The organism is Legionella sp. km535 (assembly GCF_003990085.1).
GTDB lineage: Bacteria > Pseudomonadota > Gammaproteobacteria > Legionellales > Legionellaceae > Legionella > Legionella moravica.
Genome location: NZ_RZGU01000001.1, coordinates 93,546 through 107,744, shown reverse-complemented (window position 1 = coordinate 107,744; position 14,199 = coordinate 93,546). Strand labels below are relative to the sequence as shown.

The following is a 14,199-nucleotide window of genomic DNA, read 5'->3' as shown; positions in this document are numbered from 1 at the left end:
AGTTTTGAGAGTATTGAGCATGGTTTATTGGGTTCAAGGAAATGCGCAGCAAATCTTTAAAGCTTTTGATTTGGAATGGTTGCAAAGGATCAGAGATAATACTTTTTCTTCTGAAACTAAATTTCTTGGTACTGAACAACAGGCAAGTGAATTTATAAGTAAGTGGGAATCAACAGGGCAAGTGCCTCATTTAGCTCCGGGAACCATCTCTGCTGCCAATTTATTCCTGATTTTTGGCCCTCCATATCAACCGTTTAAATTAGCTGATGAAAATCTTGCTCATTATGAAAAGCAATTCGTACGCCATGATTTTGCTTATTTTAACGATCTCCAGGAACCTTGTGGGTTGACATTAATTTATAGGAAAGATAACCCATCTCAATGGTTTTTGGGATTAATGAATAACACGCACTTGGCTCCTGAGGAGCGAGTCGTTACTCTGTTGTCTGGTGTTGATTTAAAACCTTACCTTAAACCAGAGGAAACCGTTCTTAGAGTTTCTCAAGCAGACGATGAGCTTGAATCATTACTGGATCCAATTAATTATCCATTTATTCAATATCAACTAAAGAATGTAATTAAGGCGGAAACTGGAGAAATTGATCTTGGTGCTCCATGTGTTGATGCCCTATCCACTTACATACAGTTTGATAAATCGAATGATACTCATTTAAAACCCAATGGTGTTCGTGAACGGATCTTGGCATATAACTTGTTCATTTCACCCAATATGATGAGGGATTTACTGCATAAAAAAGATGGATTACAAAAGGAGCTTGAATCAGTTCAATTGACAGATGATTATCGATTGAATAAAAACTTATTACAGATGATCGTGGTGTTCTATGAGGAAAAAAGCCTCAAAAGAAACCAGGATCTGCTTCGTGATCATGAATTTATTAAAGATATGGGCGCTTTGATGTGGGATCCACAACAAATCAAATTATTGCCCGAATTGCGAGCAAAAGAGTATGATTTGGAATTAGTGCAATTAATCTTATCAAAAGAAGCTTATTATCGTGCTTTTAAGGTGTTGCTCGAGTTGGGAATCGCTCAGGATGCTCCAGACTTATATAATGATCCAAATAAATTAGAGCAATTAAGTTATATAAACAGTTTAACAGAGAGCGACTGCAGAAAACTATGCTTAATCTTCTGGGCTAAAGGGAAATTGTCACTCCAGGAGCTTATGGAGATAGTTCAGGCAACACAACAATACCCCATGTTAGCTACGACTTTGGTTGCCCTGGATCAGTCAAAAAGAATCATAAGCATAAAAGATCTGAGAAAGCATGTCCTTAATCCCTTAATTCATATGCAAAAATCCATCTTGCATCATTTTATCGATGAATTTGAACAGTACGGTTTAAATAAATCCGTATTAACCAAGCTGAGTTTAGAAGAGTTGCATGATCTTAGTAGTTCGTTCAGTGTATTAAAACAAGCGGGAATTACTTCATCTGAAGAATACAGCTGGGTATTAAAGAAAAATAATCAAGGACAAATACTGCGCATATTTTTGCCGGAATTGTCCCAAATTGCAGATATTGAGCAAAGAAAAACGCTTGTTAACATACTTTACAAAGGGGTGCAAAAGGGGGTTGTGAGTCAAGGCAAAGCACTGCTTGAAATTACAGACAAGAATTTGTATTCAATTGCGTTGCAGCTGCACAAACGGTTTATTTGCGTGAAACAAATGCAGGATCTTCGGTTTACTAATGAGGTGATAGCACTAGCCAGTGAAGCAGAGTCGTTGAATGGTCTTCGTTTTCGAAATGTAATATTCCAGGTTGAAGAACAATGTAAAGGAGTTCATGAGCGGCTGAGAAAGTCGTCAACGGATAGAGATAAAGTGAGTAGGTGGCAACGAGCTGATGAAGATTATAGAAGAGCTCTTTACAGTATTGCCTTTGAAGGAATTACACAGCCAGGCACGGATATAACATCAAAAATAAAACAGGCAGAAAAAAAGGTTCTGGATATAGTTGATCCTGAAATGAAGTCCTGGTTACACAAAATTTTGGTGATTATTGCGAATATTGTGATCACGACGCTTACTTTGGGCGTAGCCAATGATATTAAAGAACGAAATACAGGAAATTACTGGTTTTTTAATCAAACCACGTCGGGTGAAAAACTACGAACTCTTGATAAGGAAGTCCAATCGCTTATTGAGTGCCCTGATTCGGAAATTCCTAAATTAAAGTAAATCAAGTGAGTGGGGTAATGATTCGAATCTGCCCCACTATTTTCATCGATTAGACCAAGCCAGACTCAATTACCCCCTTTTTAAGCCATATTTTTTTATATTAAATGAACAAGTTACCTTAAATCTGGCGTTTAAAAACCATAAATTAATATTTTGTATTAAAAATACTCTTGAACTTCTTGATTATTTCTGCTTAATATGATGCATAAGATGATGGACTAGCATTCAAGGATTTGATATATGGGGTTACCTAAGAAAGCGCTTAGGGAGAGCAACTTAAAAGAGTTAACAGCTGGATCTGCTGTTAAAGATGGCTCCCATGTAATTACTCGTGTTACCTTCATTGAAGACGGCATAGAAAAGCTAGCTTTTTATAAAAGACTGGAGCCGAAAAATAATTATCCTGAATTGCTGGCTAAAATCAGTGTTGCTGCCTCATTTTTTAAACGACTATTTCAAGGAAAAAACTCAGCCGAAGAGCGTTTGGTTTTTGATGAAAACGATAAATTGGTGGGTACCTTATCCATAGGCATCAAAGGATTTAAGAGTTTTAATTTTGCTGATGAACCTGTCCCAATTGATCTCGCTTTAAAAGAAGAAGTCATTCCCAGCACAAAAACTTTAATTGAAAAGTATATCATGGAGATTCTTTTTGGTCGATGGTTTCTTGATGATGATGATACACATGCACATCAAATGGGGTTCGTAGATAATGAATCTGCGGATCTTGATTTTGACATGTTTTTTTATTGGTTCACCATTTACATGAAAGAGCCAAGGCCAATAATTGGTGTCCCCAAGAAGAGAATCGATCTCACTGTTCGAGATTGGGAAACGTTCCCGAAGGTTAAGGATTCTAAACCCTATCATTGGCCGACTTTTAGGCATCCCGGCCAGGAAACTCTACCAAGCGCGGTTCCCTCACAAATACTTCAGAGTGTCCTTCCTAAAAAATTTGCAGATCCCACTCAATTTGAGCAATTGGCTCATGAACCACGCGCCCATGAGCAAAAATTTGTTGCAGCAATGAAAGCTTTATTGACCTATCAACCTGAAATGGTGCGCAAACGTTTAATAGACCTTTTTGGTGACATGACGGTTAATTATACTTCATTAGACGCAACAGACGTGAACCTTCGTATTCAGTACGAGACCGAGTTCCCTGAATTATGTAATAGCCAGACAAACGTCATGTCTTTTGTTGATTTCATGATGAACATTTATCAAAAGCATTATGATAATTTATATCGGGTCGTTGTCTTTTATATGGGATGTGAAAATAACGGAAATGGTGTTGCTCTCGATTCAACCCATTCTACGCTATACAGTAAACCTTCTATATTTAAAGGTATTGTTGATTGGATGAGCATTCAAAATGAGACCTTATACAAAAAAGATGATGCAAGTCTGAAGTATGATATAAATGAATTACAACACCGTTATCATCAAATATGGCGTGATGCTTATGCTCTTACTGTGAAGGATCTATTACACAATACCTTTAATTTGACTAAAAGACTTCTTGATAAAGTATGCGTTGTTCAGCCAGAAATCGTAGAAGTCGAAGGTAAAAATACTTCAGATGACAGCTTAACGACTGCTTGGGAATTATTTGGCTCCATGCCTCAATTATCTATTGATGCCATTGAGCCTATGATTAGCGTTGATAAAGAAAGCCATTTTCGTGAAGGCATCCTGATGCTGGTTGGTTTTTATCAGGGATTATACAACATCGTCAAAACCTATTATTGTAAAGAACGGCACGATTTGACAGAGGAAGACAACCTGGCTTTTTGTAACAGTTTAAATGAGTTACACCAGTCCTATAACCTGGCTTTAAGACAAAAACTATTTCACACCAGTTCTTATGCAGCAGAATTTAATCCTATAGCGATTCAATTAAAGCACTTGGCAGAGCATGCCAATTTCCAACTTCATTTGATAACTACTGATGAAATGATGAAAGATTCCATTAGATCTACAGCAGAAAAAGAATTGCTACCTCATACTCATGAGGAAGTGATTAAAAAATACAACATCGCCTTGTTTGATTGGGCCAATACGATCAAACCCGAAGAACTTACTTTGTACATAACCGAAATTATAGATAGATATTATACCCCAACCCTCGAAAGCCTGTCTTATCGTCACAGATCAGGGCCGGTTAAAGAATTTTTGGCCGCAAGTATGAACCAAAGCGGGGATAATCGTCTGGCGTATATTTTAAGTTCTGGTAGAGAAGAAACCGGGGCATTAAATAAATATCTAATTCAATATCTTACTCCAATCATGCTACAGGCTCCGCCGCTGCCTTTGCCTAGTATCAATAATGCCGTTAGAAACGGCTCCTTTGATAATGACATACCATTATTCACTAAAGCTGCGGTTAATTTTGCAAAATTTGAAAATCGATTTACTCATCTATATCATCCAGAAGGAATTCGCTTATTTTACAGTACGCTATACGATTGGGTAGATAAATTACCCGACGATCGATTCAACGATATAGTAGAAGAAGCTATAAGAGAATATGAAGCGGGATTAAGCAAGATTAAATTTTGGGGGCCAGAATCCAGAAGAAAAGAAGTTAAAGGGTATTGCTCAAGTTATGGGCACGCAAGGGCTGTTGCTTTGACTTTTATCAATGGAGCTGATTCATCAACTATGAAAACAGCACTATTTGATCGATTAATTGCCCAACTAAAAGTGGATATTACTAAAAGCGTTGAGATGCAGAATGATCCAGGGTGTAAATTAATTAATCAATATGATTTGAGGGAGCATAGGACTCATATATTTGCTTGTCTCAAAGAGTACTCTGTTGAACCTTCTCATAAACAGGATATCAAAGCAGATCCCACTGCATTAGTTATATGAATGGGATAGCGCTGGAGATTAATACTGTTTATCGATTCTTCAGGATGAGAAGGGCACGGCTGTCCCATTAAAAATATGACGTCTTTCCGAGCGTAGCGAGGAATCTCCTGCAAGGTTGCACGATCGCATTAAAATGCGGCCATTAAAATCATATCAGTCGAAATGATATAAAAATCCAGGTACATCTTCTGATGACATCATTAAATTCCTTGTAAAAAAAAGAGTTTAAAAGGTAATGATAATTAATGCATTAATTCAGATTGTGCCAATTTGCAGGAGATTCCTCGCTACGCTCGGAAAGACGTCATATTTTTAATGGGACAGCCGTGATGAGAAGGGTTGTTTTTGTGACAAGCAGCTCTTCTTTAGGTTATTATTGAATCTCTCCAAGATCTGTGGGTAAGGTGTATGTCTTTTGATTTATTAAAAACGGTTCCTCAATATATTATTCCTAAACAAGGACTTACTTGCTTCGCAGGTGTTTTGGCCAATGTACGGCATGTTCCAATAAAAAATTATATAATTCAGCGTTTTGTAAAAAAATATCAAGTCAATATGAGTGAAGCGCTTATTGAAGATCCGACCGCATACTCCTGTTTTAATGAGTTTTTTATCCGTCATTTAAAGCCAGAATGCAGGCCCATGGCGGCAGCGGATATTGTCTCGCCTGTTGATGGGTGTATCAGCGAAATAGGCGCAATTGATCAGGGAACACTGATTCAGGCCAAAGGACGTTATTATTCAGTTCAAGAGCTTTTGGCTTGCAACAACGATACCGCCAAAGAATTTGCCCAGGGGCAATTTGCTACAATCTATCTATCACCGAAAGATTATCATCGAGTGCACATGCCCATTGATGCAGAACTCACTTCCATGACCTATATTCCCGGAGCATTATTTTCAGTTCAGCCAACAACGGCCAGAGTAGTTCCGAAATTATTTGCCAGAAACGAACGACTGGCTATCTTTTTTAATACCAAGGCAGGGCCTATGGCTATGGTTATGGTGGGTGCTACTATTGTTGGCGCTATTGGAACCAGTTGGCATGGAGTGATTCAGCGCAGCAAGAAAATACAACATTTTGATTACTCGCAAATTGATATCAAAAAATCTTATGCCCAAGGTGAAGAGATGGGTTATTTTAAATTGGGTTCAACAGTCGTGATGTTGTTTGCCAATGGTGAAGATGTTTTATGGGATAAAGCATTGAAGGCCGAGAGCGTCGTTCGTTTTGGTCAATCCATGGCCGTTGTTCAATAGATACATGATGCACGTCTGATTAAATAATTTCTGTTTCTGAAAAAGTTATTTTTATTGGATAATATGCTAAATTTGACTGGATTTATAAAGGAATGCCTTAAAATGACTGCTCGATTGACGATGTATGAGGGATTCCAGCCTACATGGAGTGATGTAAATGGATGTTTTTCTCGATGGTTGGTATATTGCAGCAACCTCAAAGCAAGTCAAAAAAGCCCCTATCCGTCGTGTTGTTGAAGGAAAAACCTTAGTTTTATTCCGAGATGAAATCGGGCACGTACAGGCCTTGGTTGATCACTGTTTACACAGGGGGATGAAGCTGTCAAATGGATGCGTCAAACAGGGAACACTTGAATGTCCTTATCATGGATGGCGATATAATGGTAAAGGAGAAGTCGTTTCCCAGCCGGCTTTATGCGACCATGAGCCCCTTAAATCCAAAACCTTATCCATAGACAGTTTTCCCACCCTCGAGCAAGAAGAACATATTTGGGTATACATTGGTCATTCACCCCCTAAATCCCCTCCCTTTTCTTTTCCATTTTACGGTGAAAAAGGATGGGGGCATTTCTTTATGCATACCCAATTTGAAGCGTCTGTTGTTGCCTGTTTAGAAAATTTTTTAGATGTTCCGCATACTGTATACGTCCATCCCGGTTTATTTAGGAAGGGTGGTTTTACAGCGGTAAAAGCACGTATAACAAAAGATTCACATTCTGTGAAAGCTGAATTTTTGAATGAGCCGGTACTCACCGGAATTGGTCCCCGATTGTTTTTCCCCAAAGGCACTCAAATGCGCCATACCGATGCATTTTATTTGCCGTCCATATCTCGGGTGGACTATACCTTTTCAAATAATAGAGCTTTTCTCATTACTTCTCAGTGCACCAGGCAAGATGACGGTATCGTCAACGTGACCACTCATATTGCCTGGAATTTACCATTGCCAAAAATGTTATGTAAACCCATCCTTCGCGCGTATTGTCGACACGTTATTCTCCAGGATGTACGCCTTTTAAAAAAAATAGGACAACAAACGGAACGTTTCGGCCCGCAATTTTTACACACCAATGCGGATTTGTTAGGTCGACACATTATATCGCTAAGAAAGAATGCAGCTGATGGAACTCTTGATGACAACGAGGCCATTAGTGTGTTCGAAAGAGAGTTAAATTTATGATATCAGAAATAAATATAGAAGAAGGAAAATTACTCGGTTCTGTTGAGTTGGTCGAGCAGTGCGATCACAACTCGCGACAACGATTGTATGAAATTTTCATAAAATATTATTCTAAAACAGATAGAGAGACTTTTGATAAGGATCTCAATGAAAAACAATGGGTCTTGTTAATGAAAGATCACGACCGCACCATTCAAGGCTTTACAACCATGATGCTGTACGATTTGGTGTTTCAAGGTAAACCCGTTCGTGCTGTATTCAGTGGTAATACTATCATTGAAAAAGATTTTTGGGGCTCAGGGGTTCTCTCTAAAACCTGGAGTCATTTCATGGCTTATTTAAAACTATCAGAACCGGATGTTCCTTTATATTGGTATCTCATTTCCAGCGGTTATCGAACTTATATGTTTTTACCTTTATTTTATAAAGAATTTTATCCTCGATATGATAAAAAAACGCCCCCTTTTGAGACTCAACTTATCGATACGCTGGGGCGGATTAAATTTCCTGATGAATATTCGAATGGATTAGTTCGTCCCCTTGTGCCTCGAGAGTGTTTGCACGAATCAATTGCTCAGCCCCCGGAAAGAAAGCTTAAAAATCCTCATGTTGCCTTTTTCCTTGGAAAAAATCCCGGATATATGTCAGGTGACGAATTAGTTTGCCTCACAGAATTTTCATTTGAAAATAATTTGGGAGCAGCCCAGGCGGCTTTACAAAAGGTCAAACAAACCTATTGTTTCAAAAAAGAGAGTGATGTTTCCAATGTATAAAAAATTTGTACGCCATTACTTGTGGACACGGATGAATGCACCTGCCGCGAAACAATTTAAACGGGCGATGCTGGAACCTCGTGAAACCCAAGAGCGAATTTTAATGGATTTTTTGCAGCGTAACCAACATACCCAGTTTGGTAAAAAATATGGATATGCATCCATAAAAAGCGTTGCAGAGTTTCGCGATCGGGTACCTAAACAGGATTATGAAGACTTTGAATTACCTGTTGAAGCGATTAAAAAAGGTCAGAGTAATGTGCTGAGTAAGGATAAAACCCTGTTTTTTGAAACAAGCTCAGGATCTTCGGGGCCTGTAAAATATATTCCTTATAATCAATGCTTTCTAAATGAGTTCAGGAGATCGATTTCTGCCTGGATGTATGATTTGTTCACGAATAGACCTGAATTAATGAAAGGAACCCAATATTGGTCAATTAGCCCCATGCTTAGAACAAAACAATACACAGAGGGTAATATACCCATAGGCATCACTGATGATAGCGAGTATTTAGGCAGGTTTTCTCAACGCCTCATCGGGCCTAACCTGGCGATGACATCTGAAGCTGTGTCACAATTACCCCTGGATGATTGGCAAAACAAGAGTATCCAACAACTTGCCGGGTACAGGGATTTACGATTTATTTCAGTGTGGAGCCCTTCTTTTCTGATTTCATTAATGCAGTATTTACCAAAAGGGATGTGTCCTCAGGATTTATGGCCAGATTTAAAAATTATCAGTTGCTGGGGGGATGCTGCTGCGAAGCGATTTATTCCGGAATTAAAAATACTATTTCCCGGAATAGAAATACAATTTAAGGGCTTAATGGCCACAGAAGGGGTGATTAGCATTCCTTTGTTTGAACAACCAGATCCTGTAATTGCCTTAACCTCCCATTTTTTGGAGTTTGTAGATGATAATGATCGTTGCTATCTGGCGGATGAACTAACTGTTGGAGGCCAATACAAAGTCATGTTAACAAGTGGGAACGGTCTTGTACGGTATGCCTTGGGTGATGTAGTTGAAGTTACAGCCCCTCTATGTATTCAATTTAAAGGGCGAGGTGACGCAATGAGTGATCTGTGTGGGGAAAAATTATCTGAACGTTTTGTGCAAAGTGTTTTTGATAAGCATCTTCCAGATGATTCATTTTTTCTGTTGCTACCTCAATGGGGGGAAACACCGGGTTATTCTCTGTATCATCAAGGTATTCATGACTCGGAATTAGCCAATAAAATTGAAGACGCATTACAAGAATCTTTTCATTACAACTATTGTCGTCAGTTGGGGCAACTTGCTCCGGTTCAATCTCGTTACTGCCCGGATTTGCCTCAACGCTATTATGACGCTTGCGTGAGGGCGGGACAACGGCCAGGAGATGTCAAGCCTCGAGCCTTGGTTCATTCAATTGATTTAGCAGAGAGAATCGCTCATGAAATTTGATTTGGCAGGACCTGATGAAGAAGCTTTGCTCAGAAGACATCTTTGGAAAACTCCAATGGAGGGGGCTGTAGATCTGGTTTTTGCACGAGAACCCAATTACTTTAATATCGGTAAAACTCAAGGCGACAAGGTACAGACTTTTGTTGGCACCACAGATGGGACAATCAAAGTATCAGGTATACGTGCTACACGTTTAAGTCAGGTCAATGGTCAGGTACAAGAAACAGGATATCTGGCCGATTTTCGAATTGCCAAGTCATCACGAAATGGATTTGCTTTGTTGCAAGCCAATCGTTTTTTAAAAAAACTTCATCAAGACAATCCAATACCCTATTATACCGTCGTCATTGGTGACGATAATAAGCGCGCACTAACTTCTCTTGCCTCAAATTACAAAGGATTTCCCCGATTTCGCGATTATGGCAGAGTCTTGACCCCATTATTATTTACTATGAGGAAGTTAAAGCGTTGTCCTGAATTGGAGCGTGGTTCTTTGAATACGCTACCAGAGATTTGTGCGAAACTGAATGAAAATAAACAGCAATTAGCCCCCTATTACTCCGAGTCTGATTTTACATCTGGAAAATTTCCAAATTTTAAAGTGGACGATTTTTTAATTTTAAGGCAAGGATCTAAAATAAAAGCGGTAGCTGCCCTGTGGGATCAAGGCTCATTTCGCCAGACAGTTCCGATTCATTATGGCGGGTATTATCGGTGGTTAAGACCAATGCTTAACCATTTTTTGTCTTATGGCCTTCCCAAGGCGGGACAGCATATTAAGAGCGTGTACATGGCTTTTGTGGCCTCTGACAGCATCGAGGATCATCGAGTTTTGCTCCGTGCTTGTTTGCAGCGCGCCAGAAGTCAGGGGTTCACTCATTTAGTAACTGGAATACATGAGCGTGATGAACGTGCCTCGCTTCTTGCTGAGTTTCCTGGCATTCCCTATGCTGGACGCCTTTTTTTGGTCGATTACGATAACCATGAAGACCTGGATGATCGTGTGCCTTATGTGGAGGTTGCCACGCTATGAAATACGCCATTTATTTTCTTATATATACGCTGATAACGGGGATTCTTTATTCATTGGCATCGCATCATCCCATTTATGAACCTTTTGTAATTAATGAATTGATTTTTGACCAATACATCCCCATGATTCCGCATTCAGTTTATATATACTTGAGTTATTTTTTCCTGCTTCCTGTTTTAATTTTGGTTGCCAGAGGTAAGCCAGGTTTTTCTTCAGTATTTTATAGTGCTATGGCTTGTGGGGTAATTAATGTTCTGATCTACACTCTCGTTCCAACCCGATTGTTTGAGCGAATTTTGGCTCCAGAACATTCTTTTTTAGCTTATTTACAATCTAAAGACACTATTTTGTGTGCTTTTCCCTCCGGGCATGTGGCACTTCCATTATCCATCGCCCTCGGTGCGTTTATGATTGCTGGTCAAAAAAGGCCACCAGAAGTCACCTCGTTTTGGCGCAAAATTTCTGTTTTTTACTTCGTTTGGTTTTGTTTGCTGGCCTTGTCAACTTTACTGACCAAGCAGCATTTTGTTTTGGACGTGGTTTCTGGAATTCTGTTGGCTGCCTTTGTTGTATTGACCGCAATGTATTACTTATACGCAAAAAAACAAAAAAAATTGTTAAATGTCCGAACCCTTGGGGCATTAGTGACCGAGATATCACTGATTGCATTGGCGATGACGCTCATCATAAGATATTGGCATCCTGCGATTTTTACATTGGGAATCATCTTTATCGCGTCTCGGCAACATGCCTTATTAGCACTTTACCATGATGCAGTGCATTACCTGATTTCCTCAAATAAGCGTTTAAATGACTTTATTATTAACTGCTTTGCTGGAGTCCCTTTTTTTATGCCGGTTCACGGATATCGTTCGTTACATTTTAGCCATCACCAGCATTTGGGAACTGAAAATGATCCAGAAAAGCGGTACTTATATCGACATCAGCCATGGAACTATCAAGCACTGAGCACCCGTTTATTGCTTAAACAGATATTAGGTGATTTATTGCTTTGGAATTCTCTCAGGATGTTGTGGCTTTTTATTAAAGATCGAATTTCCAGTAATAAAGATATAAATCTGCCTGTTACCCAATATTATAACGACCTCTATATTCAGTTTATGTTCCTTTTCGCAGTGATTGGCTTCGGTTATCACTATTGGCCGACAGCAATAATGCAGGTCTTATTTTTATGGTTTCTACCTTATTTAACGGTCACCCAATTGCTGCAGAAGATTCGCAGCTTTGCGGAACATACACAAAGAACAACTGATACAGATTCTGGTAGCTGTTCATGGGCGCCAAGTTGGTTGGGCACGTTTTTTATTTGGCCTTACAACATTAATTATCATCAAGAGCATCATCGCAAGAGCAATATCAGTTGGGATGAGTTGCCAAAGAGGTTTGCCAACGCGGAACAGCGCCCAGGAAAAGCATTAATACAACATATATGGAGTGTAAATAAATAAAATGAAGGGAACTTACAAGGTAGGAGGCATCGATGAGGTAAGCTCTGTTGAGCCGCAATACGATTCTTTAGGGCGCTATAGCTCGATGAATTTGGTTGTGATATCTCTGCAAATTGTGGCCTGGTTTTTTCTATTGAATACCATTGATCAGCATTCCTTACCTTTAGCTGTACGGGGAATCGCAGTATTTTTATTTTGTATGCTCATGCAAGGGGTTTTTACAATGGTGCATGAATTTTGTCATCGAAATGCCCACCACAATAAACAATTGAATTATTTAATAGGATGCCTTTCCTCTACTCTTTTTGGCACTTCAGCCACTTTCTTAAGGGTACAGCATTGGGGGCATCATCGCCGAAACCGTACCGAAGCTGAGAGAGCAGAATTCATTCACGATGATGAAAGTAAATGGGGGAAAATAGGACGATATTATTTTGCCATTTTAGGGGGAATTTGGTTTTTGTGTTTCCTGTTCCCGATGATAACGCCTTTTATTCCCTATTCATTTGCTGAAAAAATAGCTCGTGATAAACGATTTAATACTTATTCTGCCGCGTTTGAGGAATTTAACCGTGCTGATTGGTTGCGTATGCGCGTTGAAGGAGGATGTTTGTTTGTTTTTTGGGCTTTAGTTGTTTTTTTTGGCCCTTGGCATGGGACGACTTTATTGTTGGCTTATGGTGCATTTGCTTTTTCGTGGTCTACTTTGCAATGGGTCTATCATTTGCACACTCCCATTCATGTCGTTGAGGGTGCTTATAATCTCAGAGCGCCCTGGTTGATCAGAGCATTGTTTCTTAATTTCAATTACAACCTGACTCATCACCGCCACCCGGCAATGCCATGGCAAGAGCTCTATCGAAAAAGTAATCAAGAAGAAACACAGCCCCTTTGGTATCGTTATCTTCTAGTGTTTCGTCCACCCGTCCTTTTTCCTCAAGATGTATCTAAGTTAGAGAAGAGATACTTCTGATGGCTTTTAAAGAACCATGGAAACCGGAAGGATTTGATAATTATTTGAGTCATTTTCCAAGCACACCTGACCTGAAGCTGCCTGCTTCCCAAAACATCACACACCAGTTTTGTGATATTTGGAATTTGGGATTGAAGAGTTTGGAAAAAAGACTTGATGGATTAAACAAAAACGTCACGATTGTCTTTGTCAGAGGTTATTTAGGCAGCTACTTGCTAAAAAGTCTTAAAGAGCCTGCTCATTTATTAAAACGATTAGGTTACGACTCGATTATAATGAAACAAACAGCAGGGGGCTCCTGCAAAGACAATGTTCAGATGATGTATCGGCAATTAAAGCATCGTCAAAACCGGGAACATTTTATTTTCTGTGCCCACAGTCGAGGCGGATTGGAATGTTTGAGTTTATTAACTGAACATGAAGACATTCGCGATAAAACAAACGCGATAATCATGTCTCAGACTGCCTATGGCTCTTCTTCTGTTTTGGAAAGCATTTTGCACGGGGAACACCAAAAAACAAATTATTCATGGTACCGTTCTTTATCTGAAAAAATGCAAAGGGTGATGTTGTCTGCTATCAGGGCTAGAGTGGGTGGAGAAGAACTCACATCAAGAGTATGGCCTAAGCTCATCAAGACAGTAGAAAAACAGCAATTTAATTTTCCGGTGATTCAAACCGTGTCCTGGTCTGTACAACCAACCCTGTGGCTTGATTCATTCCATGAGCGCCTAAATGAGATTCGTCCTGCATGCGCTCATGATGGCCAATTTTTCTTGAATGATTTAATTTGGCCCAACATTAATCATGTACTACTCCCCAATCTGGATCATGCTCAACCAGTTGTAGGCGGCTTTAATTTCAATCACAAACACTATTGGCTGACATTAATTAATATGATTATGCGAGATACGATATAAATCAGGGAGTTATATACTCAATTGAACTGTTTTGAACTGAAACAATGGTACCGAGAAGAGG

At 39.3% G+C, this 14,199-nt stretch carries 10 protein-coding genes; all 10 read left to right on the top strand.

Going from position 1 to position 14,199, the window contains the following annotated elements:
* Window positions 1-19: 19 nt before the first annotated feature.
* The 10 genes from ELY21_RS00490 (at window position 20) to ELY21_RS00445 (ending at window position 14,138) form a co-directional block, all read left to right on the top strand.
* Window positions 20-2,209, top strand: coding sequence for a hypothetical protein (locus ELY21_RS00490; protein ID WP_233588621.1), 2,190 nt, complete (start codon window positions 20-22; stop codon window positions 2,207-2,209).
* A gap of 240 nt (window positions 2,210-2,449) precedes the next feature.
* Window positions 2,450-5,086: a hypothetical protein gene (locus ELY21_RS00485; protein WP_127105875.1), complete on the top strand. Its 2,637-nt coding sequence runs from the start codon at window positions 2,450-2,452 to the stop codon at window positions 5,084-5,086.
* Window positions 5,087-5,494: 408 nt separating this feature from the next.
* Window positions 5,495-6,346 (top strand): archaetidylserine decarboxylase, encoded by an 852-nt coding sequence (gene asd / locus ELY21_RS00480; RefSeq protein WP_127105873.1) that lies wholly within the window; start codon window positions 5,495-5,497, stop codon window positions 6,344-6,346.
* 157 nt (window positions 6,347-6,503) lie between these two features.
* Window positions 6,504-7,526, top strand: a complete 1,023-nt coding sequence (locus tag ELY21_RS00475; RefSeq protein WP_127105871.1) for a Rieske 2Fe-2S domain-containing protein — start codon at window positions 6,504-6,506, stop codon at window positions 7,524-7,526.
* Window positions 7,523-8,299: a hypothetical protein gene (locus ELY21_RS00470; RefSeq protein WP_127105869.1), complete on the top strand. Its 777-nt coding sequence runs from the start codon at window positions 7,523-7,525 to the stop codon at window positions 8,297-8,299. Before ELY21_RS00475 ends, ELY21_RS00470 begins: the two co-directional genes overlap by 4 nt.
* Complete coding sequence (locus ELY21_RS00465) at window positions 8,292-9,743, top strand: GH3 auxin-responsive promoter family protein (RefSeq protein ID WP_158618487.1); 1,452 nt, start codon at window positions 8,292-8,294, stop codon at window positions 9,741-9,743. Before ELY21_RS00470 ends, ELY21_RS00465 begins: the two co-directional genes overlap by 8 nt.
* Entirely contained in the window at window positions 9,733-10,776 is a 1,044-nt protein-coding gene (locus ELY21_RS00460; protein ID WP_127105865.1) for a hypothetical protein, read from the top strand. Before ELY21_RS00465 ends, ELY21_RS00460 begins: the two co-directional genes overlap by 11 nt.
* Window positions 10,773-12,245 (top strand): fatty acid desaturase, encoded by a 1,473-nt coding sequence (locus ELY21_RS00455; RefSeq protein ID WP_127105863.1) that lies wholly within the window; start codon window positions 10,773-10,775, stop codon window positions 12,243-12,245. Before ELY21_RS00460 ends, ELY21_RS00455 begins: the two co-directional genes overlap by 4 nt.
* A gap of 1 nt (window position 12,246) precedes the next feature.
* On the top strand, window positions 12,247-13,218 hold the full coding sequence (locus ELY21_RS00450) for a fatty acid desaturase (RefSeq protein WP_127105861.1): 972 nt from the start codon (window positions 12,247-12,249) through the stop codon (window positions 13,216-13,218).
* The gene (locus ELY21_RS00445; RefSeq protein WP_127105859.1) at window positions 13,218-14,138 is read left to right on the top strand and encodes a hypothetical protein; all 921 of its coding nucleotides are present in this window, start codon (window positions 13,218-13,220) and stop codon (window positions 14,136-14,138) included. Before ELY21_RS00450 ends, ELY21_RS00445 begins: the two co-directional genes overlap by 1 nt.
* Window positions 14,139-14,199 lie beyond the last annotated feature (61 nt).

Coding starts and splice junctions, on each gene's coding strand:
- ELY21_RS00470 (WP_127105869.1), top strand. CDS start 7,523: ATGATATCAGAAATAAATATAGAAGAAGGAAAATTACTCGGTTCTGTT.
- ELY21_RS00485 (WP_127105875.1), top strand. CDS start 2,450: ATGGGGTTACCTAAGAAAGCGCTTAGGGAGAGCAACTTAAAAGAGTTA.
- ELY21_RS00450 (WP_127105861.1), top strand. CDS start 12,247: ATGAAGGGAACTTACAAGGTAGGAGGCATCGATGAGGTAAGCTCTGTT.
- ELY21_RS00465 (WP_158618487.1), top strand. CDS start 8,292: ATGTATAAAAAATTTGTACGCCATTACTTGTGGACACGGATGAATGCA.
- ELY21_RS00445 (WP_127105859.1), top strand. CDS start 13,218: ATGGCTTTTAAAGAACCATGGAAACCGGAAGGATTTGATAATTATTTG.
- ELY21_RS00460 (WP_127105865.1), top strand. CDS start 9,733: ATGAAATTTGATTTGGCAGGACCTGATGAAGAAGCTTTGCTCAGAAGA.
- ELY21_RS00490 (WP_233588621.1), top strand. CDS start 20: ATGGTTTATTGGGTTCAAGGAAATGCGCAGCAAATCTTTAAAGCTTTT.
- ELY21_RS00455 (WP_127105863.1), top strand. CDS start 10,773: ATGAAATACGCCATTTATTTTCTTATATATACGCTGATAACGGGGATT.
- asd (WP_127105873.1), top strand. CDS start 5,495: ATGTCTTTTGATTTATTAAAAACGGTTCCTCAATATATTATTCCTAAA.
- ELY21_RS00475 (WP_127105871.1), top strand. CDS start 6,504: ATGGATGTTTTTCTCGATGGTTGGTATATTGCAGCAACCTCAAAGCAA.